Source organism: Morganella sp. GD04133 (genome assembly GCF_029835375.1).
GTDB lineage: Bacteria > Pseudomonadota > Gammaproteobacteria > Enterobacterales > Enterobacteriaceae > Morganella > Morganella morganii_B.
Genome location: NZ_JAODZS010000024.1, coordinates 12,373 through 35,587, shown reverse-complemented (window position 1 = coordinate 35,587; position 23,215 = coordinate 12,373). Strand labels below are relative to the sequence as shown.

Below are 23,215 nucleotides of genomic sequence, written 5' to 3'. Positions count from 1 at the left end.
TGGAACGAGCCAACTATGAGCAAACATTACGATTATATTGCAATCGGCGGCGGCAGTGCCGGTATTGCGTCTGTAAACCGGGCAGCAATGTACGGGCAGAAATGTGCCCTGATTGAAGCAAAAGCGCTCGGCGGCACGTGTGTTAACGTCGGTTGTGTCCCGAAAAAAGTGATGTGGTACGGTGCGCAGATTGCGGAAGCTATCCGCCAGTACGGCCCGGATTACGGGTTTGATACCACCATCAACCATTTCAGCTGGGACAAACTGCTGGAAAGCCGTTCTGCGTATATTGATCGTATTCACCAGTCTTATGAGCGCGTTCTCGGCAATAATAAAGTGGATGTGATCACCGGGTTTGCCCGTTTTAAAGATGCACATACCGTGGAAGTGAACGGTGAAACGTACACTGCGGATCATATCCTGATCGCCACCGGCGGCCGTCCGGTTCCGCCGTCCATTCCGGGCGCGGAATACGGCATTGATTCTGATGGTTTCTTCGCACTGAAAGCTCTGCCGTCACGTGTGGCGGTGGTCGGTGCCGGGTATATCGCCGTGGAACTGGCAGGGGTGCTGAATGCCCTGGGCAGCGAAACACATCTGTTTGTCCGCAAACATGCTCCACTGCGTAATTTCGACCCGCTGATCACCGAAACGCTGGTTGAAGTGATGAACACTGAAGGGCCGTCACTGCACACCAACTCGGTACCGAAAGCGGTTGTGAAAAATGCTGACGGCAGCCTGACCCTGCAACTGGAAAACGGCCACGAGCAGACTGTGGATTGCCTGATCTGGGCTATCGGCCGTGAACCGGCAACTGACAATATCAATCTGGATGTGACCGGCGTGAAACTTAACGATCGCGCTTATATTCAGGTGGACAAATACCAGAACACGTCGGTTCCGGGCCTGTATGCGGTGGGTGATAACACCGGCGCAGTTGAACTGACCCCGGTTGCGGTTGCCGCAGGCCGCCGTCTCTCTGAGCGCCTGTTTAACAACAAGCCGGACGAGCACCTGGATTACACCAACATCCCGACCGTTGTCTTCAGCCATCCGGCAATCGGCACCGTGGGTCTGACAGAACCACAGGCGATTGAGCAGTACGGCGCGGACAATGTGAAATGCTACAAGTCCTCTTTCACCGCCATGTATACCGCGGTCACCAGCCACCGCCAGCCATGCAAAATGAAACTGGTGTGTGCGGGTAAAGACGAGAAAATCGTCGGTATCCACGGCATCGGCTACGGTATGGACGAAATCCTGCAGGGCTTTGCGGTCGCACTGAAAATGGGCGCCACCAAGAAAGATTTCGATAACACCGTGGCCATCCACCCGACAGCAGCGGAAGAGTTTGTGACAATGCGCTGATGGCACATTAATTGATACTGATGTCTGCAAAGCAGGCCGTGACGATGTCCGGCCTGCTTTCTTTTTACGTAATGACAATGACACTACGCAGGGCCATGTTAAAGAGGATGTAGTACTGTTTCCGGAGGAGGATATGACGAAACTATTCTGAATAGCTGACGGTTACCCGAACTTCTTCGACATTCCCTCTGATGCCGGGCTGACCGATTTCCAGCCGAGTTTTTCATAGAAACCGGGTTTATCCGCGATCATCGAGACATAAGAACCTTCGAGTGTGGCGGATGCAAGATAGCCATCGATACTGTCCATTATCCGGCGGCCGAGCCCCGCGCCCTGATATGCCGGATCAACGGCGACATCAACCACCTCAAAATTACAGGCACCGTCACCGACCACGCGCCCCATGGCGATAAGCGTTCCGTCATCCCGGATAGTCACGATATATAAACTGTTGGGCAGCCCGATCTCAGCGGCTTTCAGTGATTTTGCCGATAATCCGGCCTTAATGCGCAGGGTGCAATACTCCTGTGCGGAAGGCGCACGTTCTTCCGTAATCAGTGTCATGATGTTGTTATCTGTAATAAGGGGGACTTTTTGGCAATGACGTTAAACCATTCGGCAAAATGTTGCGGATGATCATGCATCTCTTTTTTCAGGTCAGTGAGTGGTATCCAGCGCACGGCAGCGACTTCCTGCGGGTTCAGGGAAAACGGGCCGTTATAGTGACCGGTAAACAGGTGGTCATACTCATGTTCAATGAGTGACGGCGGAACATCCGCCCGGTAAATAATATGACCAGCAGGCTGTAAAGGGCAGGTGATCCCCAGCTCTTCCTGCAGACGGCGCTGTGTTGCCTGTTCCAGCGATTCACCGCGACGGGGGTGACTGCAGCAGCTGTTGGCCCACAATCCGCCGGAATGGTATTTGCTGAGTGCGCGCTGCTGGATCAGCAGTTCACCCGCATCATTAAACAGGAACACAGAAAATGCACGGTGCAGTAATCCGAGCTGATGAACGCGGAGTTTTTCGTCATACCCGAGGGCATTATCATGTTCATCGACCAGAATCAGTTCGTCACTCATTATATCTTTTATCCGGTAAAGCGGCTGAAAGATATACTGTAGCAAATATGCAGCGGAAAGTTTGCCGGAATAATGGCATAAAAACGCCGGAATATATCTCCGGCGCTTCATTATTTATTCGGGGGGATTATTTATTGCGGGCAGCCAGGTAATCCTGGAGTGTACCTTCCGGGAATTTTTTACAGAATTCAACGATTTTTGGCGCTTCTGCAATCCCTTTTTCTGACAGTGCCACAAAGTCACCGCCCGGATATTGTGTGTCTTTACTGATCACCCACAGGGCAACCGGCGCCCAGCTTTGCGGATTCAGATTCACGAATTCTTTACAGGTCATTTTATCGGGTACCTGAATATCAGCAGGTTCAGCGAGAGCCACTGAGGAAAATGCACTTGCAGCAACCAGACACGCGGTGACGAAATACTTTTTCATGATAAATAAACCTCGTTTTTTGTTTCAGAAAATACAATAAACACGTTTTCAGAATAGATTAAATAACGTCATATTCAATATTTCTCTGTTTTTAAAACGTAAATAATGATATTAACCGGTTTTTTCAGGATAAAAAGTATGAGTATCCCGGTGAGACTCATATCGGGCCGGGTAACATGATTTTATACCAGTCCCGATATGAGTGACGGTTACGGATTATTTTCCAGCCAGCGGATAATAAAGTCGCGGATGGCAGTGATATTGTTGATATCCAGCTGCGGTACCGTGACATCCTGCCGTGGTTTATCAGACGCAAATGCAATAACAAATTCATCCAGCAGTGTCTGGTACGGGCGGTCAGTCACATCACGAAACAGGGCAATTTTCGCTACGGATTCACCCTTGAACCCTTCCACCAGGATAAGATCCAGCTCCCGGGTATCAAAGCGGTCAGCCAGCTGCATCAGATCCGGCTCTGCACCGCCCGGGGTTTCTGTCATCAGCGCAAACCGCTCCTGACTGACTACCAGCGTCTGATAAGCGCCCGCTTTGCGCAGCTCATAGCTGTCTTTTCCCGGGGTATCGACATCCATATCATGATGCGTGTGTTTGACCAGCCCTATGCGCAACCCGCTTTCCCGCAGTTGCGGGATCAGCTTTTTCAGCAGGGTGGTTTTACCGGTGCCGCTGTAGGCCGTGACGGCCAGCAGGGGCACCTGATGCGGCAGCCGGTGCTGTTTTTCCCATTCCCGGCACTCCGCAAGGGTATTGAGATTGATGAAATCACCGGAATTTGCATCAAATGTGACGGCTTTTGCACCGATATTATCCATAAACAGCAGAAGTTTGCGATCGCCGCCGGTGAGGTATTCTCTGAGCGGGGTGATCAATGAGCGGTGACACAGTGCAAAGGCAGGATGCGCCCGCTGGTGATCACAGGCATAAGCGCACAGGGCATCCCCTTTCTGCTGCCAGAGTTTTTCCGCCAGATCAGCCGGGAACTGCGGCACATCACACGGCACAAACAGCACCCAGTCGTGCAGGGCGTTTTCAAGACCTGCCAGCATCCCGGCAAGCGGGCCGGGAAAATCCGGTAATGTATCGGCGACCACCCGCAGGCCGGTGGCGTGATAATCCCGCGCATTGCGGTTAGCATTGATAAAAATGTCATCTGTCTGCGGAGCGAGCAGCTTTACACTGTGCTGATAAAGCGGGATCCCGCCCAGTAATACCAGGCCTTTATCCTGTCCCTGCATCCGGGTGGCCCGTCCGCCGGCAAGAATACAGCCGCTGAGTTGCATCATCATTTTCAGTTTCTCTGACAATCTCTGATAAATATTCTGAACTTATCTTAACAAGGATTCCGGTATAGTGAGCGCGAATATCAATGCAATGGTCGTTATAATCACGGATAATACGCCGCAGTTATTACAGCCTGCCAATATTTACGCATCCTGACAGTCCTGTTCTTTCCGGAGCGGCGGATAATTGGTAATGTGTTACGATCTTGCTTATAAGGAATTTATTATGAAATGTCATCGTCTTAATGAGGTTATTGAACTTCTGCACCCTGTCTGGCAGCAACACTCTGATCTGAATCTGATGCAGATGTTACAGAAACTGGCTGACGAAGCCGGGTTTGAGGGTGAATTATCTGACCTGACTGATGATATTCTTATTTATCACCTGAAAATGCGCGGCTCAGAGGCAACAGACGCCATTCCGGGTCTGAAAAAAGATTACGAAGACGATTTTAAAACCGCCCTGTTACGTGCACGCGGCATTATCAAAGAGTAATGCAGACGACAACTCCGCCGGTTTTCACTTTTCAGGATTTCCGGCCCGACCGTCTGATCGACAGCCTCAGCCGTTACGGTATCTGGCTGGATTCCGGTCTGACAGAGCTGAACAGCTATGAAAACCGCGTATATCAGTTTACGGATGAAAACCGTACCCGTTATGTGGTGAAATTTTATCGCCCGGCACGCTGGGATGAGGCGCAGATCCGCGAGGAGCACGACCTGGCCCTGACACTAGCTCAGGCCGGGCTGCCGGTCGCGGCACCGCTGGCCTTTGACGGTGACACACTGCTGTCACAGGACGGTTATTTGTTCGCGCTGTTCCCGTCGATCGGCGGACGGGCGTATGAAACCGATAACCTTGATCAGCTGGAAAGCACCGGGCGGCTGCTCGGACGGCTGCACCAGATAAGCCGGGAACGCTGTTTTGAGCACCGGCCGGCGATCGGACTGCAGGAATATCTGCTGACACCGCGTGAAATCCTCGCGCAGTGTCCGCTGATCCCGCAGGCGCGTCGTGACAGCTTTATCGCGACACTGGATACCCTGATCCGTGAGACAGCTGCCCGCTGGCACGACGACTGGCATGCCATCCGTCTGCACGGGGATTGTCATCCGGGTAATATTTTATGGCGTGATGAACCGTGGCTGGTGGATTTCGATGATGCCCGCAACGGCCCGGCGGTGCAGGATTTGTGGATGCTGCTCAGCGGGGATACCGATTCGCGCCGTTATCAGCTCGACATTCTGCTCGATGCCTATCAGGAGTTTTGTGACTTCGATACGCGGGAGCTGGCACTGATTGAACCGCTGCGCGCCATGCGCATGGTTCATTTTTTATCCTGGGTGGCACGCCGCTGGCAGGATCCCGCTTTTCCTAAAGCTTTTCCATGGATGGCGGAAAGTGATTTCTGGTCACAGCAGCAATCACTGATGACGGAACAGACAGCCGTACTGGCGGAGCCTCCGCTGACGCGCTTTCTGCCTTATTGATTTTCAGGAGAGATAAAGATGAAGAAACTTTGGTTAGCGCTGATTGGATTTGCGATGTCTTTCAGTGTGTTTGCAAACCCGGTATCCGGAAAAGAGTACACCGAACTGAGTACACCGGTCACAAATCAGCCTGACGTGGTGGAGTTTTTCTCCTTCTACTGTCCGCACTGCTATCAGTTTGAAGAAAACTTCAAAGTACCGGAATCCATCAGCAAAAATCTGCCGGAAGGCGCCAAACATGAACGTTATCATGTTGATTTCCTCGGTGGCCCGATGGGTCCTGAAATGACCAAAGCGTGGTCTGTGGCCATGGCGATGGGGGTTGAAGACAAAGTGACGCCGATCCTGTTCGAAGGCATTCAGAAAACCGGCACCATTAAAACGCCTGCCGATGTCCGTGACGCCTTTATCAAAGCGGGTGTGACCGGTGAGGATTATGATTCTGCCGCTAACAGCATCTTTGTGAAATCCCTGATTGCCAAGCAGCAGAAAGCGGCGGCGGATTACAAATTACGCGGTGTGCCTGCGGTCTTTGTCAAAGGTAAATACCAGATCAACAATGCCGGTCTGGAAGTCAAAGATGTGAATGAATACGGTAAAGCGTTCTCTGATACGGTCAATTATCTGATTAAGCAAAACTGATCTCAGAATTTGTATCTCCGGAAGCAATGGCGGTAACGCCATTGCTTTTTTACTATCCACATTAATCAAGTGATTACAACGGCAGATTATCTTGCGGTATTCGTTTATAACCTATTGATTTTTTTGAATGAGATTCGGGTATATCTGCGCTGCAGACAGTGATTTACATAGGGTTCATAAATTTACCCACAAAGTTATCCACAGCTTGTTATTTTTTATTTTCCCGCGATACCCGTCCTGTTCTGAGTGCGGGAAGATTAACGGCTGAGGCCGATAATAGTCGTCTGATGCCGCAGTCTGTGGCATGCTACCCGCAAGAATCCCTTTAATACTGTGAAGGCAATTATGGCTCAGATTGCAGACAACCCTTTGATTTTAGTCGATGGTTCATCGTACCTCTATCGTGCTTACCACGCATTCCCCCCGCTGACCAACAGCGCCGGACAACCGACCGGTGCCATGTACGGCGTGCTGAATATGCTGCGCAGCCTGGTGATGCAGTATGAACCCAGCCATGTTGCCGTGGTATTTGATGCCAAAGGTAAAACATTCCGTGATGAATTGTTTGAAGCCTATAAATCACATCGTCCGCCGATGCCGGATGATCTGCGTGAGCAGATAGCACCGCTGCATGACATGGTTATCGCAATGGGGATGCCGTTGTTATCTGTCTCCGGCGTGGAAGCGGATGATGTTATCGGGACACTGGCGAAACAGGCAGCGGCAGAAGGCCGCGCTGTGCTGATCAGCACCGGTGATAAAGATATGGCACAGCTGGTGACACCGGATATCACCCTGATTAATACCATGAATAACACCATTCTCGGGCCGGAAGAAGTGGAAACCAAATACGGTGTTCCGCCGTCACTGATTATTGATTATCTGGCACTGATGGGCGATTCCTCCGATAACATCCCGGGGGTTCCGGGGGTCGGTGAGAAGACCGCTCAGGCCTTATTGCAGGGATTGGGCAGCCTGGATGATATCTATGCAGATCTGGATAAAATCGCCGGACTGAGCTTCCGTGGTGCCAAAACCCTCGCACCGAAGATGGAAACCAACAAAGAGATGGCGTACCTCTCTTACACTCTGGCGACCATCAAAACCGATGTGGAACTCGATCGCACCTGGGATTCCCTGGCATTGTCGGAACCGGATCTGGATAAGCTGCATGCCTTATTCACACAGTATGAATTTAAACGCTGGATAAGTGATCTGGAAAACGGCGGCTGGCTGGCGAAGAAAAGTACCCGCAGCGCGCCGTCAAAAGCCGCGGTAACCGCCGCAGCACAGACCCCGGCAGCACCGGCAGCCACGCCGGACATCAGCAGCGAAAACTATGAAACCATCCTTGATGAAGAGGCGCTGAACCGCTGGGCGGATATCCTGCGTGAAGCCGGTGAGTTTGCGTTTGATACCGAAACTGACAGCCTGGATAATCTCTCTGCGCGTCTGGTCGGGATGTCATTTGCGGCGAAAGCAGGCCATGCGGCGTATGTGCCGATCGGCCATGATTATCTGGATGCACCGGATCAGTTGTTAACCGAGCAGGTGCTGCGGGTGATGAAACCGATTCTGGAAGATGAAAACATCCGTAAAATCGGTCAAAACCTGAAGTTTGATCGCGGGATCATGGAAAATTACGGTGTGGAACTGCGCGGCATTGCCTTTGATACCATGCTGGAATCTTACGTGCTCAACAGTGTCGCCGGACGTCATGATATGGACAGCCTTGCTGACCGCCATCTGAATTACAAAACCACCACCTTTGAAGATATCGCCGGGAAAGGCAAGAAACAGCTGACGTTTAATCAGATCCCGCTGGAAGAAGCTGCCAATTATGCGGCGGAAGATGCGGATATCACACTGCTGCTGCATCAGGCGCTGTATCCGCAGCTGGAAGCGGAAAAATCGCTGCTGCATGTCTATCAGGATATCGAAATGCCGCTGGTGCCGGTGCTCTCCCGCATGGAACGGACAGGGGTTCTGATCGACGCCAATGTGCTGGCTGCACAGTCAGTAGAACTGACAGCCCGTCTGGATGAACTGGAGAAGCAGGCATTTGCGATTGCCGGAGAGGAGTTTAACCTCTCTTCACCGAAGCAGTTGCAAACCATTTTATTTGAAAAACTGAATCTGCCGGTGGTGAAAAAAACCCCGGGCGGCGCACCGTCAACCAATGAGGAAGTGCTGGAGGAGCTGGCGGATAACCATGAACTGCCGCGCGTGATCCTCGAGCACCGCAGCCTGTCCAAACTGAAAACCACCTATACCGATAAGCTGCCGCTGATGGTGGATCCGAAAACCCGCCGTGTGCATACCTCGTATCACCAGGCAGTGACCGCGACCGGCCGTCTTTCTTCCCGTGATCCGAACCTGCAGAATATTCCGGTCAGAACCGATGAAGGCCGCCGTATCCGTCAGGCGTTTATTGCCCGTGACGGCTACTGCATTATGGCGGCGGACTATTCGCAGATTGAACTGCGCATCATGGCACATCTGTCACAGGACAAAGGGCTGCTGAAAGCCTTTGCCGAAGGCAAGGATATCCACCGTGCAACCGCCGCAGAAGTGTTTGGTGTGCCGCTGGACGATGTGACGGCAGATCAGCGCCGCAGCGCGAAGGCGATTAATTTCGGTCTGATTTACGGCATGAGCGCCTTTGGTCTGGCACGTCAGCTGGGGATCCCGCGCGGTGAAGCGCAGCGCTATATGGATCTCTATTTTGAACGCTACCCGGGCGTGCTGGAGTATATGGCCCGCACCCGTGAACATGCGGCAGAAAAAGGATACGTGGAAACGCTGGAAGGCCGCCGTCTCTGGCTGCCGGAAATCAATTCCCGTAACGGTATGCGCCGCAAGGCCGCTGAGCGCGAGGCGATCAACGCCCCGATGCAGGGCACCGCAGCGGATATCATCAAAAAAGCGATGATCGCCGTGGATGATTGGCTGCAAAAAGAGAACATCGATGCACTGATGATTATGCAGGTACACGATGAACTGGTGTTTGAAGTCAGAAAAGAACAGCAGGCAGAGATGGCAGAGAAGATCCGCGGGCTGATGGAAGCCGCGATGAAGCTGGATGTGCCGTTAAAAGTGGAAGCGGGGGTTGGTGCCAATTGGGACGAAGCCCACTAAGGCGTCATCCTTCGGTCTGCAGCGGTGTTCGCTGCGCGTCACGAACCGGGTCACATACTGATGTATGCTCCCCGGTTCCTTCTGCTTGCTGCCTTGCTGCAAAACGAATGATTTAGCCTTAGCATCCGGCATCATGTCGGTTGCACTCAGAAATCCGGGTCACATACTGATATATGCTCCCCGGATTTCTTCTTTTGCTGCTTTGCCACAGATGAAATCTATAGCGTAAAGGCATTGTGTTCCGGGGGGATTTTCCTGTTATGCGTTTTCTTCCCGCATTTTCAGGGTTTTCTTCACTTTTTTCTCAATGCGCTGGCGCTTCAGCGGCGAGAGATGGTCGATAAACAGCTTGCCGTTAAGGTGGTCGATTTCGTGCTGCAGGCAGCCCGCCTGTAATCCTTCCGCTTCAAGGGTATGTTCTGTACCGTTTATATCCTGATAACGGACAGTGACTGAAGAGTAGCGCTGTGTCTCCGTATAACTCTCCGGCAGGGACAGGCAGCCGTCCATCATCATCATGTCGCCGTCGCACTGAATAAATTCCGGGTTAATCAGCGCCATCGGCTGATCGCGGTTTTCAGAGACATCCACGATAATCACACGCTTACAGACACCGACCTGCGGCGCAGCAAGGCCGATGCCCCGTTCGGCATACATGGTTTCTGTCATATCTGTGACAAATGTTTTCAGTTCGTCATCAAAAACCGTGACGGGTTGGGCTGTTTCCCGCAGGCAGGGATCAGGGAAATGCCGTAATGTCAGTAATGCCATAGCTAACTCACTAATATAAATAAAAATTATGGGGAGACGTACTCCCGGATGCGCTCAGACTATCATAACAGTATGGTGTGAAAACGGCACCATTTGTGCTGTTTTGTTGCTATTTTGTGCGATCAGACCGGAACTATCTATAGACCCGGATCGCATAAATATGTAATTAAAGTACATTTGAAGGGAATATTACCGTTTTGTGACAAGCTGAATCGTGCTTAATATGAAAAAAAATTACAAAAAAGGTTTTTTTGTCCGTAAATTTGCGGTAAAGTTGTTCGCGTAGGGTACAGAGGTAAGATGTTCTATCTTTCAGACCTTTTACTTCACGTAATCGGATTTAGCTGAATATTAGCTGCTCCGGTCAGATAACGTCTGACCGGAGCATTTTTTTTGCATAAAAAAACCCGCTGTATGCGGGCTTCTTCATGAGCGGATATGTCAGCGGATCATTCTGTGTCGCTTTCGCTGAACCAGGTGTCCAGTTTCAGGCGTAACTTATCAATGCCGATTTTTTTCAGGGCGGAGAAATATTCTACCTGAATATCACCGGTGTCACTCAGGTCTGTCAGTGCATCACGCACCGCCATCAGCTGCTTCTTACGTGCGCCGCTGGCCAGTTTGTCGGCTTTGGTCAGCAGTGCCAGAACCGGCACCTGCATTGCCACTGCCCATTCAATCATCTGCATATCCAGGTCTTTGAGCGGATGGCGGATATCCATCAGCACCACCAGGCCGCGCAGACAGTTGCGCTTTTGCAGATATTCGCCCAGTGCCGCCTGCCATTTACGTTTCATGGCTTCCGGAACTTCAGCGTAACCGTAGCCCGGCAGGTCAACCACACGGCAGCCGTCAGTGACCTCAAACAGGTTGATAAGCTGGGTACGTCCCGGTGTTTTACTGGTGCGCGCCAGGCTTTTTTGCTGTGTCAGTGCATTCAGCGCACTCGATTTTCCGGCATTGGAGCGACCGGCAAACGCCACTTCGATCCCCGTATCTTCCGGTAAATGGCGGATATCCGGTGCGCTGATGACAAAATGGGTCACTTGGTAGTTGTGCGTTTTAATGGTCAAAATCTGTTCTCCTCAGGTCGAAACCGGGATGATTATAGCCTAATGGCTGTTGTTTAAGAACTGCGGCGGAGAGATTACTGTGCCTGTTTATTCTCAGAACGGGAAAAAGTAATAACAATAACAGGCCGGGGGCAGCAACCGATATAATCCGGAGAAAACAACGTCTTTCCGGTGAAAAAAACGCGGATATTTACCCGCAAAAAGATAAAAAACAGAATGGTTTATTATCTGTTATACAGACAGGTGCTATTTTTTATTTGGTATAAGTTGATTTTTTTATCGGGAAATAAAAATTTTCCATCAAAATCAAAGCAATATTTATATTTACGCATTAAATGCAATAAGGGTACAGCAGAATGGACAGTTACGTCTTATTTTGCTAAATAACGGACTGTGCACAGAATATCATCAGTACAAATACGTGAAAAATTCTTATATTAATTAGTTATCCCGGCGGTAAAGGTAAATTAAAGTAAATCGGTGGCGCTCAGCGTCATTGCCCATTAAAATCGATAAGATTAGTGTCAGTTTATTTCGTTGAAAGGAATTGGGAATGTTAAAACGTGTTTTAGTTACATTTGTGGCAGCCTGTACCCTCAGTGCAACGTCGCTGGCGTTTGCGGCAGAGCAGACGCATGTTAAATTTACCACCACTGCAGGCGATTTTGAAATTGCGCTGGATAATGAAAAAGCGCCGAAAACCGTGGAAAATTTCAAACAGTATGTCACCGATAAATTCTATGACGATACAACATTCCACCGTGTCATCCCGGGCTTTATGGTACAGGGTGGTGGCTTCACGGCGGATATGAATCAGAAACAAACCCGTCCGCCGGTAAAAAATGAAGCGGATAACGGCCTGCGTAACCTGCGCGGCACGATTGCAATGGCGCGTACTGCAGATAAAGACAGCGCAACCAGCCAGTTCTTTATCAATGTGGCGGATAATGCATTCCTCGATCACGGCCAGCGTGATTTCGGCTATGCCGTGTTTGGTAAAGTCGTGAACGGCATGGATGTTGTCGATAAAATCTCAAAAGTGAAGACAGAAAACATTGGTCCGTATCAGAACGTGCCGTCAACGCCGATCAAAATTATCTCTGCAACTATCGTAAAATAAACCGTATTTTCGTGCAGATTAAGGGGAATATTTCCGGATATTCCCCGTAAGTGTGTCAAACTCCCTGATAGTCTGAATAAGACGACATCTGCCTCTGCGGCGCCGTGCCGCATTCGGGCTATTTTCTCTGTCCGGCTGTGGTATTATAGCCCGCTTCATGAAACTGTCTGTGCAATCCCCCGGGGTTGCAGGGTATTGTCAACGTGTGCCTGATACAGCAGTTTGAAAATAAAAAAGATAAATATATCAGTCGGATATAGATAATCATGCTATTAATTATCGATAATTATGACTCATTTACTTATAACCTGTATCAATACTTCTGTGAGTTAGGTGCAGATGTACAGGTTAAACGAAATGATGCCGTCAGCCTCAGTGATATTGAGCAATTATCGCCATCTCATCTGGTGATCTCACCGGGTCCCTGCACGCCGTCAGAAGCCGGTATTTCGCTGGATGCGGTCAGCCATTTCGCCGGTGAAATCCCGATCCTCGGGGTGTGTCTCGGGCATCAGGCTATCGGCCAGGCATTCGGCGCGCAGGTGGTGAAGGCGCGTAAAGTGATGCACGGCAAAACCACCGCAATCCATCATAACCAGCAGGGTGTGTTCAAAGGGCTGAACCGTCCGCTGACCGTCACCCGCTATCACTCGCTGGTGATTGCCCCGGAAACATTACCGGCTTCGTTTGAGGTTACCGCATGGAGCCTGCATGACGGTAATGTGGATGAAATCATGGGGATCCGCCATAAAACGCTGCCGATTGAAGGTGTGCAGTTCCATCCGGAAAGTATTCTCAGTGAGCAGGGGCATGAACTCCTGAATAATTTCCTGAAATACTAATCAGTTATCGCTTATTTTATCCCCGGTTCTGTTTTTTCATTCGTTTTGATTTGATTTTTTATTCATATTTGGTGATTATATTTTCACTTGTGGATAGATCAGGTAAGGAACGATGACAAAACAGAATGCGGTTACGCGCGGCACTTATGATGAAGTAATGCTGCCAATTTATGCACCGGCTGATTTTATTCCTGTCAGAGGACAGGGAAGCCGGGTGTGGGATCAGAATGGCACCGAATATGTTGATTTCGCCGGGGGGATTGCCGTGCTGGCGCTGGGTCATTGTCATCCGGCACTGGTCGCGGCACTGAAAACCCAGAGCGAGTCGCTCTGGCATGTCAGCAATATTTTTACCAATGAACCGGCGCTGACACTGGCGCAGAAGCTGATAAACCACACGTTCGCGGAACGGGTTTTCTTTGCCAACTCCGGCGCGGAGGCGAATGAAGCCGCATTCAAACTGGCGCGCCATTATGCACTGACCCGTCATCATCCTTATAAAACCAAAATTATCGCTTTTCATCACGGTTTTCACGGCCGGACACTCTTTACCGTTTCTGTCGGCGGTCAGCCGAAATATGCCGATGGCTTCGGGCCGAAACCGGCGGATATTATTCATGTGCCTTTTAACGACCTCGATGCTGTCAAAGCGGTGATGGACGATCACACCTGTGCCGTGGTGCTGGAACCCATTCAGGGTGAGGGGGGGATCACGCCTGCCACTCCTGCTTTTATGCAGGGAGTACGTGACCTGTGTGATAAACATCAGGCATTGCTGGTCTTTGATGAAGTGCAAAGCGGGATGGGGCGCAGCGGAAAACTGTTTGCCTATATGGATTATGGCATTGAGCCGGACATCCTGACTACGGCGAAAGCGCTGGGCGGCGGTTTTCCGATCAGTGCCATGCTGACAAAACAGGACATTGCGCAGGTGATGGTGCCCGGTACACACGGCACAACCTACGGCGGTAACCCGCTGGCCTGTGCGGTCGGCAATGCGGCCTTTGATCTGATCAACGACCCGGCACTGCTGGCGGGTGTGAATGAGCGCCATCAGTGGTTTGCGGATGCACTGCAATCCCTGAACAGCACATTTGGCGCGTTTGCGGAGATCCGCGGGAAAGGGCTGCTGATTGGTGCCGAACTGGCGGGTATCTACCGTGATCAATCAAAAACACTGCTGGGACTGGCGGCTAAAAACGGTCTGATGCTGCTTAACGCCGGAACCAATGTGCTGCGTTTCACGCCATCGCTGATTATTGAAAAAGCGGATGTGGATGAAGGGATGAAACGGCTGGCAAAAACCCTGAATGATTTCCGGGAAATGCAGTAAAACGGCGGAATTCAGAAATAAAAAAACAGGCGCAATTGCGCCTGTTTTGGTGATAAAGGCCGTCCGGATTAACGGGTGCCGTATACCACGATGGTTTTACCGTGTGCGGAGATCAGGTTCTGATCTTCCAGCATCTTCAGAATACGGCCGACCGTTTCGCGGGAACATCCCACAATCTGGCCGATTTCCTGACGGGTAATTTTGATTTGCATACCGTCCGGATGTGTCATGGCATCCGGTTGTTTTGCCAGGTTGAGTAATGTCTGGGCGATGCGGCCTGTCACATCAAGGAATGCAAGGTTTCCGACCTTTTCTGATGTGGTTTGCAGGCGGCTTGCCATCTGCGCGGAAAGGCGCATAAGGATATCCGGGTTAACCTGGATAAGCTGGCGGAACTTTTTGTACGAGATTTCTGCAACTTCGCAGGCGCTTTTTGCCCGTACCCACGCTGTACGTTCCTGTCCTTCCTCAAATAATCCGAGTTCACCGATGAAATCACCCTGGTTGAGATAGGATAAAATCATCTCTTTGCCTTCTTCATCTTTGATCAGCACCGCAACAGAACCTTTTACAATGTAGTAGAGTGTTTCTGCCTTTTCGCCCTGATGAATAAGCGTGCTTTTGGATGGATATTTGTGGATATGGCAGTGAGACAAAAACCATTCAAGCGTGGGGTCTGTTTGTGGCTTGCCGAGAACCATTCGCGTTATCCTCTGTTGTTAGTTATTGCAAACCGTTGTTTACGCTCTGCAATTATATAAAGTCTTAGCTTATCATATTAACTTGCTGAATTTCCGGCAAGTTAGTTTATTAAAATAGTATAATAATCCTCACGGAAAGATATTGATCTTAGCCATAGATAAATCCTTGCCGTGTTTTTAGCACAGGAAAACCGTCCTGTCTTCCACTGTCTCGCTTCAGCATAATAAACTATGAGAGAGATTGCCAGCCCGTGAATGAAAGGGTAGTCTGTCGTGAATTATATTGATGATGAGGGTATAAAAATGGAAGCGCGTGTAAAGTGGGTTGAGAACATGACTTTCTTAGGGGAATCCGCGTCAGGACACCAGATTACAATGGACGGTAATGCCGGTGAAAAAGCCCCGAACCCGATGGAGATGGTACTGATGGCAACCGGCGGCTGCAGCGCCATTGATGTTGTCTCTATTTTGCAAAAAGGCCGTAATCAAGTCATTGATTGTGATGTAAAACTCACCGCTGAACGTCGTGAAACCGCGCCGCGTTTATTCACTCATATCAATCTGCATTTTATTGTGACCGGGCGTGACCTGACTGAAAATGTTGTCGGACGTGCTGTGCAATTATCCGCTGAGAAATATTGCTCTGTTTCATTAATGTTAGGCGAAAGTGTTAAAATTACACATAGCTTCGACGTAAAAAATATTGAATGATTTTTTGAAATATTATTTTTATTTTTGAACACTAACCGGGTAATACATTATTACCCGGTTTTTTTATCGCTTGTTTATTTGTTTTCCCTGCAATAATTGCTCTGCCAGCGGCGCCATTATTAATTCCATCGCCAGCCCTAATTTTCCGCCGGGCACGACAATGGTATTTGAGGCGGAAATAAAGGAGCCCTGAAGCATGGATAACAAATAGGGGAAATCGATTTTTTTCAGGCCGCGGAAGCGGATCACGGTAAAGCTCTCATCCTGTGACGGAATGGATTTGGCCGAGAACGGGTTGGAGGTATCCACCGTCGGCACCCGCTGGAAATTAATGTGGGTGCGGGAAAACTGCGGGGTGATATAGCGGATGTAATCATCCATCGAACGCACGACAGAATCCATGACCGCTTCCCGTGAATGACCGCGATCGTTCGTGTCACGGACCAGCTTTTGTATCCACTCCAGATTGACTATCGGTACCACACCGACCAGCAAATCCACATGACCGGCAATATTATGTTCCGGCGTGACCACGCCGCCGTGCAATCCCTCATAGAAAAGTACGTCTGTCCCGGCAGGCAGTGCCTCACGCGGGGTGAAGGTGCCGGGCAGCTGGTTATAGGGCACGGCTTCATCATAGGTATGCAGGTATTTGCGGCGCTCGCCGCTGCCGTTCCCGCTGTACTGGCGGAATGTGCTTTCGAGCAGACCAAAATCGTTGGCTTCGGGCCCGAAATAGCTGATATGACGCCCCTGTTCGCGGGCCTTACGAATGGCGGCATCCATTTCCGGCCGCGTGTAACGGTGGAAACTGTCGCCTTCAATAATGGCGGGAACCGCATCCAGTTGCTGGAAGATCTTACGGAATGCCTGACTGGTGGTCGTGGTACCGGCTCCGCTGGAGCCGGTAACGGCGATAATCGGGTGGGTCCGTGACATGCGGTGTTTCCTCCGGCTGAATCAGCCGCGGAATTGTGCCGACGGCATGATGTTGAGTGTTTCGTGTAATTCCGACCAGACAATCACAATGTCGCCGTTTTTGAGTTGCGTGTAAAGATCCGCTACTTTATCACTGAGTGATTTTTCATGTTCGCCGTAGTCAGTACCTTCACGCAGCACCACACTTTCCAGGATACTTTCCAGTGTTTCCGGCGCGATATCCTGCCAGGGAATAATCATGGTGTCTCCTTTGCGGCCAGATGCGGTGCAAGCCATTCCGGAATGCGCTCCTCCAGCCATAAACGCGGACGGCGCCAGCTGCCGGTCACAAAACCGACATGGCCGCCGTGCTCGGTCATCTGATATTCCACACACGGGGGTAATTGTGACAGATCCGGCACCACTTCCTGTGCCATAAAGGGATCATCTTTGGCGTGGATGATCAGCATCGGCTTACGTACAGCCGGGAGTTTCGGCAGCGCGCTGCACCGGCGGTAGTAATCCGAGGCATCACGGAAACCGTGGATCCGTGAGGTGATAATGTCATCAAATTCGCGGATACGTTTAATCGCACGGATATGCAGCAGGTTTGTCGGCAGTGAATTCGGGTAGCGCACCAGTTTGCGGGTGGCATTACGTTTCAGCCCTTTCAGCAGATACCACTGATAAAAACGGGAAAAGCCCTTTTCCATTTTGAAGGAGCAGGGTTCCAGCATCAGCGGGGCAGAAACCACAATGCCGGCATCCACCGCCGCATTTTCACCTTCTTCGGCGAGATAACAGGCCAGCATATTACCGCCGAGTGAATAACCGACCGCACCGGTCGGAACTTTGCCGTAGGTATCCTGCAGCCACTTCAGCAGATAACGGGCATCACCGGTTTCCCCGGAGTGGTAAATCCGTTTTGATCGGTTCGGCTCGCCGCTGCAGCCGCGAAAATGCATGACAACGCCCAGCCAGCCCTGACGGGCAGCCGCAGCCAGAATACCGTGCGCATACGGGCTGCGGAAACTGCCTTCCAGCCCGTGAAAGATGACCAGACGTGGTTTATGGCGCGCGGTATCCGGGTCTTCGCTCCATGCAAGATCAATAAAATCATTATCCGGCAGCGTCAGGCGCTGCCAGAATGGTTTTATCATTGGTTTCCGGCGGAAAATCCGGGGCAGCAGCGTTTGCAGGTGCGGATTTGTTGCCCAGGAAATCGGTTGAAAATGACTAGACATAGTTAGATTCGTAATGAAAAAACATCTCTTGTTTAATGAAAAACATGCTGGTAATTTCCGGTAAAGAAAATGACCATGTTGCCGGATGACTCATGACTGCACACCTTCTTATCTCGCTTTCTGTTTTTATGTTTATCGCGGCAGTCACGCCCGGACCGAATAATCTGTTACTGACCGCCTCCGGTGCGCAGTACGGTTTCCGCCGCACACTGGTGCTGATGGCCGGTATTATGCTCGGTATGCAGACAGTATTATACCTTTCCGCCTTTGGTGTTGCGGCTATTTTACTGATTTATCCCAAATTGCATACTGCTATGAAAATTGCCGGCAGTCTTTACCTTCTGTGGCTTGCCAAAAAACTGGCTACTGCGCCGTATCAGCCTATTGATGAACCGCAGGTCAGCAAGGCGGTCACCTGGTACCAGGGGGCGTTGTTACAGTTTATCAACCCCAAGGCCTGGCTGATGGGACTCGGGGCGGTCGGCAGTTACAGCCTGAGCGGTGATGCCTATATGCTGTCTGTCGGGGTGATGAGTATCGTGATGGTCTCAGTGAACCTGGTTGCCGGGTTTATCTGGATCGGATTCGGTGCCTTTATCGGCCGTTTTCTGCGCAGCCGCAATGCCTGGTTCACCTTCAATATTGTGATGGGGTTACTCACCGCCGCCTGTGTGCCGCTCATCTGGCTTGAATAGCCGACATAATATAACCTGCGGAACAAAAACAGAAGCTGAATGAAAAATGGCTCACAATAATCTGCCTCACTATTCTATGTGATATCATGAGTTGACGTCATATTCTTCCTGCATAAAGTGATATCATTAAATGACACCGGCAGGATAAGTAATGATTAAGATCAAAGCGCTGAGTGCCAGGCACCGTAAAACGATGGCTGATATACTGACAACACCACCAAAGTCAGGAATAAAATGGGATGATGTCAGCAGCCTGATCGGTAATCTTGGCGGTAAAGTTAAAAATGGAAACGGCTCCCGCCGGAGGTTTGTTTTGATGAGGTCTGTGTACCTGACTCATCAGCCTCATCCCGGAAATGTGATGGACAAAGGGGCGGTGGCGGGTCTGAAAGAGTGGTTTGAGAATAATATTGGGGTGGAACATGATTAAGAGCACAAATATCATGACTATCGAAGGTCACCCTGCATCCGTAACTTATGAGGATGAAATTAAGGCATTCCGTGGTAAGTTTTTGGATGTAAACGGGTATTGCGATTTTGTATCTGACAGCATTGAAGGCCTGAAAAAAGAAGGCGCAGTGTCTCTGGAGGAATTTATACAATCTTGTATTGAAGAAGGCATTGAGCCTTTTAAAGAGACTGATAAGTTAAAGGCCTTTACGCTGCGTTATCCGGGCTGGCTTGAGGCGCGGCTGAATGCTGCCACAACAGCGAATTCAGTCTCAAAAAATCAGTTTATTGTTCAGTTACTGGAGCAGGCACTTATTTCCCGCTGATTTTATCCTGTTTGAATAATCATGAAAAACAGACCGCATTGCGGTCTGTTTTTTTTATCACTGCAGCGAAATCGAAATCAGCTTAAATCCACATTCTTACTGCCGAACAGCAGGGTAAACAGAAATCCGGTCAGATAGGCGACGAGTAACCCGCCGGTATAGACCGCCATCCCCATGAAGATACCGCTGTCGGATGTCATGACCGGAATCGCGATAATCCCCGATGGCCCGAAAACGGTGTTCAGCCCGACCGGATAGCCGAACCAGGCGACAAGTCCGATAAAGAACCCGCCTGCCGCACCGCCGCAACAGGCGGTAATAAACGGCTTCACGCGCGGCAGGGTCACACCGTAGATCAGCGGCTCGCCAATCCCGAGGAAGCCCGGGATAATCGCCCCGCGGATTTGATTACGCAGCACCGAATCTTTTTTCGCGCGGACGTACAGTGCCAGCGCAGCACCGACCTGACCGGCACCCGCCATGGCGAGGATCGGGAACAGAGAGTTAAAACCCTGAGTACCGACCAGCGCGGTGTACACCGGGATAAAGCCCTGGTGGATACCGAACATCACCGCAATCAGGAACAGACCGGCGAGAACCGCAGCACCGAACGGGTTGGCGTTGAGGTGCATAAACAGCCAGGACATGCCGTCAAACAGCCAGACGCCGATCGGCATAATCACAATAAAGGTCAGTGCGCCCATAATCAGCAGGGTGATGGCGGAGGTCAGAATGATATCCAGGTTTGCCGGGATAAAGCGCCGTACCTGCCGTTCCACCCATGCGCCGGTGATAGTGGCGATCAGAATACCGATAATGTTACCGCGCGGGTCAATACCGTGACCAAAGAACGTTTCCATACCGGAGTAGAAACCTTTGGTCGCCTGCGGATCATAACCGAGGATAAACAGCGCCGCGATAATTGCGCCATTGACGCCGGAACCGCCGAAGGCTTTTTGTGCGTTATAGCCGATCAGGATCCCCATAAAGGTAAACAGCCCTTTGCCGAACACCTTCATGTAGCTCAGCACTTCGACCAGCGTACTGTTCGGGGTCGGATTTCCGGTGACCCAGAGCGATTCAAACAGTGTGGCAAAGCCGAGCAGCAGACCCACGCCGATAAAACCCGGAATAAGCGGGGTAAAAATCGTGGCAAATTTGGCGAGAAAACGCTGTACCGGGTTCGTTTGTTTCTCTTTCAGATGCTGTTTTTGATCGGCGGCAATTTCTTTCAGGCTGCGGCCGTCCGGTTCACTGCCGGGAACATAGTCATCGAGATGTTTCTGCATCAGTTCTGCGGCGGTTTGTGCTTTGCCCGGCCCCAGCACAATCTGGAACTGCTCATCACTCTCAATCACACCCAGCACGCCCTCAATTTTTTTGATGGCAATTTTATCCGCCAGCTGTGTATTGTTCAGTGTCAGACGCAGGCGGGTCATACAGTTGCCGCTCTGTGCCACGTTACCTGGACCGCCGATGGCATCCAGAATTTGTATGATGGTTGACTGACTGATTTTGGCCATGGTGATTACCTTGTGTTAGGAGTGCGCCGCGCCGGTCAGCGCGTCACGGATAAACCCCTGATGCTGTGCCAGCAGGGCTTTGGCGTCACCGGCACTCAGCTGTGCCAGGATCATCACGATGGCGGTTTTGCAGTGTCCGCCACAGGCGGTAAGGGCCTGTTCTGCGGTCGCTCTGTCACATTCCGTTGCGGCCATCACAATACGTTTCTGCCGCTCAACCAGTTTGGCGTTGGTTGCTTCCACATCTGCCATCAGGTTGCCGTACACTTTCCCGGAGCGGATCATGGCACCGGTGGTGATCATATTGAGTATCAGTTTCTGGGCGGTGCCGGCTTTCATACGGGAGGAACCGGTAATGACTTCCGGGCCGACCACCGGTGTGATGGCGATACCGGCGAGGCGGCTCATTTCACTGTCCGGGTTACAGCTGATGGCGGCAACTGTTGCGCCGAGCGACAGCCCGTATTCCATGCCACCCAGCACATAAGGGGTACGACCGCTGGCGGCGATCCCGACCAGGACATCGTTCTTACTGAAATTCAGCGCTTTCAGATCACTCACCGCCAGTTCGCGGTTATCTTCCGCATTTTCAACAGCTTTCAGAATAGCTTTGTGACCACCGGCAATCAGACCGACCACCTGCTCTGCCGGGGTGCCGAAGGTCGGCGGGCATTCACTGGCATCCAGTATCCCGAGGCGACCGGAAGTCCCCGCGCCCATATAAATCAGGCGTCCGTCCAGACGGAATGCCTGTGCCACCGCATCCACCACCTGTGCCACCTGCGGCAGGGTTTTTTCCACGGCAAGGGCTACGGTCTGGTCTTCGCGGTTAATCACCCGCAGCATATCTAATGTCGGCAGGCTGTCGATATCCGCGCTGGCCGGGTTGCGGCTCTCGGTAATCATAGAGGTTAAGTCAATCTTCATGCGTGATCCTTTGTATAAGATATAATCGCATGCTAAAGAATTAAATATTCTTTTTGTGTGAGAATTATCACAGAGCAATCTATTCAACTATGATGCTATAGCAGGAATAGTTTCATTTCCCCCATCATTTTATTTTTTATATTTGGTTGAATATAAATATATTTTTTATTAATAAGATACGTTATTTATCAGGAATAATTCGTCGTTTTTGTTAAAATAATTTATTCCTTTTTTATTCTCTGCAGAAGGAAAACAGACACACATGGCGATCCTGACAAAAATCAGCTGGGTAAAAGCAGAGCTGGCGACCAATCAGCAGCATATTGCCGATTTCATTCTGGCGCAGCCGGAAGAAACCGTCACACTTTCTTCTCAGGTACTGGCGGAGCGGGTGGGTGTGAGTCAGTCCGCTATAGTGAAGTTTAGTCAGAAACTGGGATTTAAGGGATTTCCGGCACTGAAAGTCGCTATCAGCGAAGAGATTGGCCGCAACCGGGTGCTGGCAGCTAATCAGCAGCAAGCGCTGCATAACCGGATTGAAGCACATGATCCGCTGTTGGTGATCGCACAGAAACTGGCACAGGAAAAGCAGCATTCCATTACGGAAACCACCCGGCGGCTCGATTTTGAACAGATGGCAGAGATTGTTGCCTGTCTGGATCATGCCCGTTGTATTCAGGTTGCCGGCATCGGCGGCTCCGGGCTGACGGCGAAAGACCTGGCCTATAAGCTCCAGAAAATCGGGCTGATGACACTGGCAGAAGCCGACCACCATATCCAGATCGCTTTTTCCCAGACGCTGACCGAAAAGGATGTGCTGGTGGTATTGTCATTCAGCGGCAAACGCAAGGATATGCTGGTCACCGCCGCCACGGCGAAAAAACAGAATGCCACGCTGATTGCGATTACCGGGAACCGTCAGTCACCGCTGGCAAAAATGGCGGATTATGTGCTGGAAACGGTTGCGGAAGAAAATGAGTGGCGCAGTTCGTCCATTTCCTCGCGGACGGCACAGAATACGGTAACGGATTTGCTGTTTATGGCGCTGTTACAGCGGCGGGAAGAGCAGGCGCGGCAACTGGTGATCAATGCCCGCACCATGATTAACAGCCTGGACGGCTGATAAGAA

General features: G+C 50.9%; 25 protein-coding genes and 1 pseudogene. 13 read left to right on the top strand and 13 right to left on the bottom strand.

All coding sequences use genetic code 11. The annotated features are described in order from the left end of the window. The first annotated feature begins 15 nt into the window (after positions 1-15). Positions 16-1,368, top strand: coding sequence for a glutathione-disulfide reductase (gorA, locus tag N7387_RS13060; protein ID WP_279799477.1), 1,353 nt, complete (start codon positions 16-18; stop codon positions 1,366-1,368). A 162-nt stretch (positions 1,369-1,530) separates the two neighbouring features. Here the strand turns inward: gorA and N7387_RS13055 are convergent, their stop codons facing one another. The 5 genes and pseudogenes from N7387_RS13055 to mobA form a co-directional block, all read right to left on the bottom strand. After that, positions 1,531-1,932 carry a GNAT family N-acetyltransferase gene (locus N7387_RS13055; protein WP_279799476.1) on the bottom strand — a complete coding sequence of 134 codons (402 nt, stop codon included), beginning with the start codon at positions 1,930-1,932 and terminating at the stop codon, positions 1,531-1,533. After that, on the bottom strand, positions 1,929-2,450 hold the full coding sequence (gene idi, locus N7387_RS13050; protein WP_262859568.1) for an isopentenyl-diphosphate Delta-isomerase: 522 nt from the start codon (positions 2,448-2,450) through the stop codon (positions 1,929-1,931). The genes N7387_RS13055 and idi overlap by 4 nt, the downstream gene beginning before the upstream one ends. Before the next feature lie 127 nt (positions 2,451-2,577). Then, the gene (locus tag N7387_RS13045) at positions 2,578-2,880 is read right to left on the bottom strand and encodes an HdeA/HdeB family chaperone (RefSeq protein ID WP_004240743.1); all 303 of its coding nucleotides are present in this window, start codon (positions 2,878-2,880) and stop codon (positions 2,578-2,580) included. Between the two features lie 209 nt (positions 2,881-3,089). After that, the gene (gene mobB, locus N7387_RS13040; RefSeq protein WP_279799533.1) at positions 3,090-3,608 is read right to left on the bottom strand and encodes a molybdopterin-guanine dinucleotide biosynthesis protein MobB; all 519 of its coding nucleotides are present in this window, start codon (positions 3,606-3,608) and stop codon (positions 3,090-3,092) included. A gap of 36 nt (positions 3,609-3,644) precedes the next feature. Next, positions 3,645-4,181: pseudogene (gene mobA / locus N7387_RS13035) on the bottom strand (molybdenum cofactor guanylyltransferase MobA); the annotation flags it as partial. A gap of 226 nt (positions 4,182-4,407) precedes the next feature. Here mobA and N7387_RS13030 point away from each other — a divergent pair. From N7387_RS13030 to polA, 4 genes are all read left to right on the top strand, one after another. Next, positions 4,408-4,677: a YihD family protein gene (locus tag N7387_RS13030; RefSeq protein WP_025151496.1), complete on the top strand. Its 270-nt coding sequence runs from the start codon at positions 4,408-4,410 to the stop codon at positions 4,675-4,677. Continuing rightward, positions 4,677-5,672: a serine/threonine protein kinase gene (locus tag N7387_RS13025; RefSeq protein ID WP_279799469.1), complete on the top strand. Its 996-nt coding sequence runs from the start codon at positions 4,677-4,679 to the stop codon at positions 5,670-5,672. Before N7387_RS13030 ends, N7387_RS13025 begins: the two co-directional genes overlap by 1 nt. 18 nt (positions 5,673-5,690) lie before the next feature. Continuing rightward, on the top strand, positions 5,691-6,314 hold the full coding sequence (gene dsbA, locus N7387_RS13020; RefSeq protein WP_025151494.1) for a thiol:disulfide interchange protein DsbA: 624 nt from the start codon (positions 5,691-5,693) through the stop codon (positions 6,312-6,314). A gap of 345 nt (positions 6,315-6,659) precedes the next feature. Continuing rightward, positions 6,660-9,452, top strand: a complete 2,793-nt coding sequence (gene polA / locus N7387_RS13015; protein WP_279799466.1) for a DNA polymerase I — start codon at positions 6,660-6,662, stop codon at positions 9,450-9,452. A 258-nt stretch (positions 9,453-9,710) separates the two neighbouring features. On the opposite strand, the gene def is transcribed toward polA, so the two are convergent. Beyond that, positions 9,711-10,223 (bottom strand): peptide deformylase, encoded by a 513-nt coding sequence (gene def, locus N7387_RS13010; RefSeq protein WP_262859565.1) that lies wholly within the window; start codon positions 10,221-10,223, stop codon positions 9,711-9,713. 449 nt (positions 10,224-10,672) lie between these two features. Further along, positions 10,673-11,296 (bottom strand): ribosome biogenesis GTP-binding protein YihA/YsxC, encoded by a 624-nt coding sequence (gene yihA / locus N7387_RS13005; protein ID WP_025154782.1) that lies wholly within the window; start codon positions 11,294-11,296, stop codon positions 10,673-10,675. Between the two features lie 553 nt (positions 11,297-11,849). Between yihA and ppiA the strand changes: the two genes are divergently transcribed. The 3 genes from ppiA to N7387_RS12990 all read left to right on the top strand — a co-directional run bounded on the left by ppiA (position 11,850) and on the right by N7387_RS12990 (position 14,591). Continuing rightward, positions 11,850-12,416 (top strand): peptidylprolyl isomerase A, encoded by a 567-nt coding sequence (gene ppiA / locus N7387_RS13000; RefSeq protein ID WP_025154783.1) that lies wholly within the window; start codon positions 11,850-11,852, stop codon positions 12,414-12,416. 266 nt (positions 12,417-12,682) lie between these two features. Then, a complete protein-coding gene (locus tag N7387_RS12995; protein WP_004236520.1) occupies positions 12,683-13,258 on the top strand; it encodes an aminodeoxychorismate synthase component II in 576 nt (191 codons plus the stop codon). 112 nt (positions 13,259-13,370) lie between these two features. Continuing rightward, the gene (locus N7387_RS12990) at positions 13,371-14,591 is read left to right on the top strand and encodes an aspartate aminotransferase family protein (protein WP_262883837.1); all 1,221 of its coding nucleotides are present in this window, start codon (positions 13,371-13,373) and stop codon (positions 14,589-14,591) included. A 68-nt stretch (positions 14,592-14,659) separates the two neighbouring features. Here N7387_RS12990 and crp read toward each other — a convergent pair whose 3' ends face one another. Next, positions 14,660-15,292, bottom strand: coding sequence for a cAMP-activated global transcriptional regulator CRP (crp, locus tag N7387_RS12985; RefSeq protein WP_004240730.1), 633 nt, complete (start codon positions 15,290-15,292; stop codon positions 14,660-14,662). A gap of 303 nt (positions 15,293-15,595) precedes the next feature. Here crp and N7387_RS12980 point away from each other — a divergent pair, with 303 nt between their 5' ends. Then, positions 15,596-16,003 (top strand): OsmC family protein, encoded by a 408-nt coding sequence (locus N7387_RS12980; RefSeq protein WP_025154785.1) that lies wholly within the window; start codon positions 15,596-15,598, stop codon positions 16,001-16,003. 63 nt (positions 16,004-16,066) lie between these two features. Here the strand turns inward: N7387_RS12980 and N7387_RS12975 are convergent, their stop codons facing one another. Genes N7387_RS12975 through N7387_RS12965 form a run of 3 tightly spaced genes read right to left on the bottom strand, consistent with a single transcriptional unit; the run spans position 16,067 to position 18,165 of the window. Continuing rightward, positions 16,067-16,942 (bottom strand): phosphoribulokinase, encoded by an 876-nt coding sequence (locus tag N7387_RS12975; RefSeq protein WP_279799461.1) that lies wholly within the window; start codon positions 16,940-16,942, stop codon positions 16,067-16,069. A gap of 21 nt (positions 16,943-16,963) precedes the next feature. Then, positions 16,964-17,182: a YheU family protein gene (locus N7387_RS12970; RefSeq protein WP_004236514.1), complete on the bottom strand. Its 219-nt coding sequence runs from the start codon at positions 17,180-17,182 to the stop codon at positions 16,964-16,966. Next, entirely contained in the window at positions 17,179-18,165 is a 987-nt protein-coding gene (locus tag N7387_RS12965; protein ID WP_274371066.1) for a hydrolase, read from the bottom strand. The genes N7387_RS12970 and N7387_RS12965 overlap by 4 nt, the downstream gene beginning before the upstream one ends. A 92-nt stretch (positions 18,166-18,257) precedes the next feature. Here N7387_RS12965 and N7387_RS12960 point away from each other — a divergent pair, with 92 nt between their 5' ends. The 3 genes from N7387_RS12960 (at position 18,258) to N7387_RS12950 (ending at position 19,636) form a co-directional block, all read left to right on the top strand. Further along, on the top strand, positions 18,258-18,860 hold the full coding sequence (locus tag N7387_RS12960; protein ID WP_025154788.1) for a LysE family translocator: 603 nt from the start codon (positions 18,258-18,260) through the stop codon (positions 18,858-18,860). Between the two features lie 151 nt (positions 18,861-19,011). Then, positions 19,012-19,290: a type II toxin-antitoxin system HicA family toxin gene (locus tag N7387_RS12955; RefSeq protein ID WP_262883835.1), complete on the top strand. Its 279-nt coding sequence runs from the start codon at positions 19,012-19,014 to the stop codon at positions 19,288-19,290. Then, positions 19,283-19,636, top strand: coding sequence for a type II toxin-antitoxin system HicB family antitoxin (locus tag N7387_RS12950; RefSeq protein WP_262883834.1), 354 nt, complete (start codon positions 19,283-19,285; stop codon positions 19,634-19,636). The genes N7387_RS12955 and N7387_RS12950 overlap by 8 nt, the downstream gene beginning before the upstream one ends. A 77-nt stretch (positions 19,637-19,713) precedes the next feature. Here N7387_RS12950 and murP read toward each other — a convergent pair whose 3' ends face one another. Both murP and murQ read right to left on the bottom strand, forming a co-directional pair. Next, positions 19,714-21,159, bottom strand: a complete 1,446-nt coding sequence (gene murP, locus N7387_RS12945; RefSeq protein WP_279799455.1) for a PTS N-acetylmuramic acid transporter subunit IIBC — start codon at positions 21,157-21,159, stop codon at positions 19,714-19,716. A 15-nt stretch (positions 21,160-21,174) separates the two neighbouring features. After that, a complete protein-coding gene (murQ, locus tag N7387_RS12940; protein ID WP_279799453.1) occupies positions 21,175-22,086 on the bottom strand; it encodes an N-acetylmuramic acid 6-phosphate etherase in 912 nt (303 codons plus the stop codon). A gap of 262 nt (positions 22,087-22,348) precedes the next feature. Here murQ and N7387_RS12935 point away from each other — a divergent pair, with 262 nt between their 5' ends. After that, on the top strand, positions 22,349-23,209 hold the full coding sequence (locus N7387_RS12935) for an SIS domain-containing protein (RefSeq protein ID WP_274371070.1): 861 nt from the start codon (positions 22,349-22,351) through the stop codon (positions 23,207-23,209). Positions 23,210-23,215 lie beyond the last annotated feature (6 nt).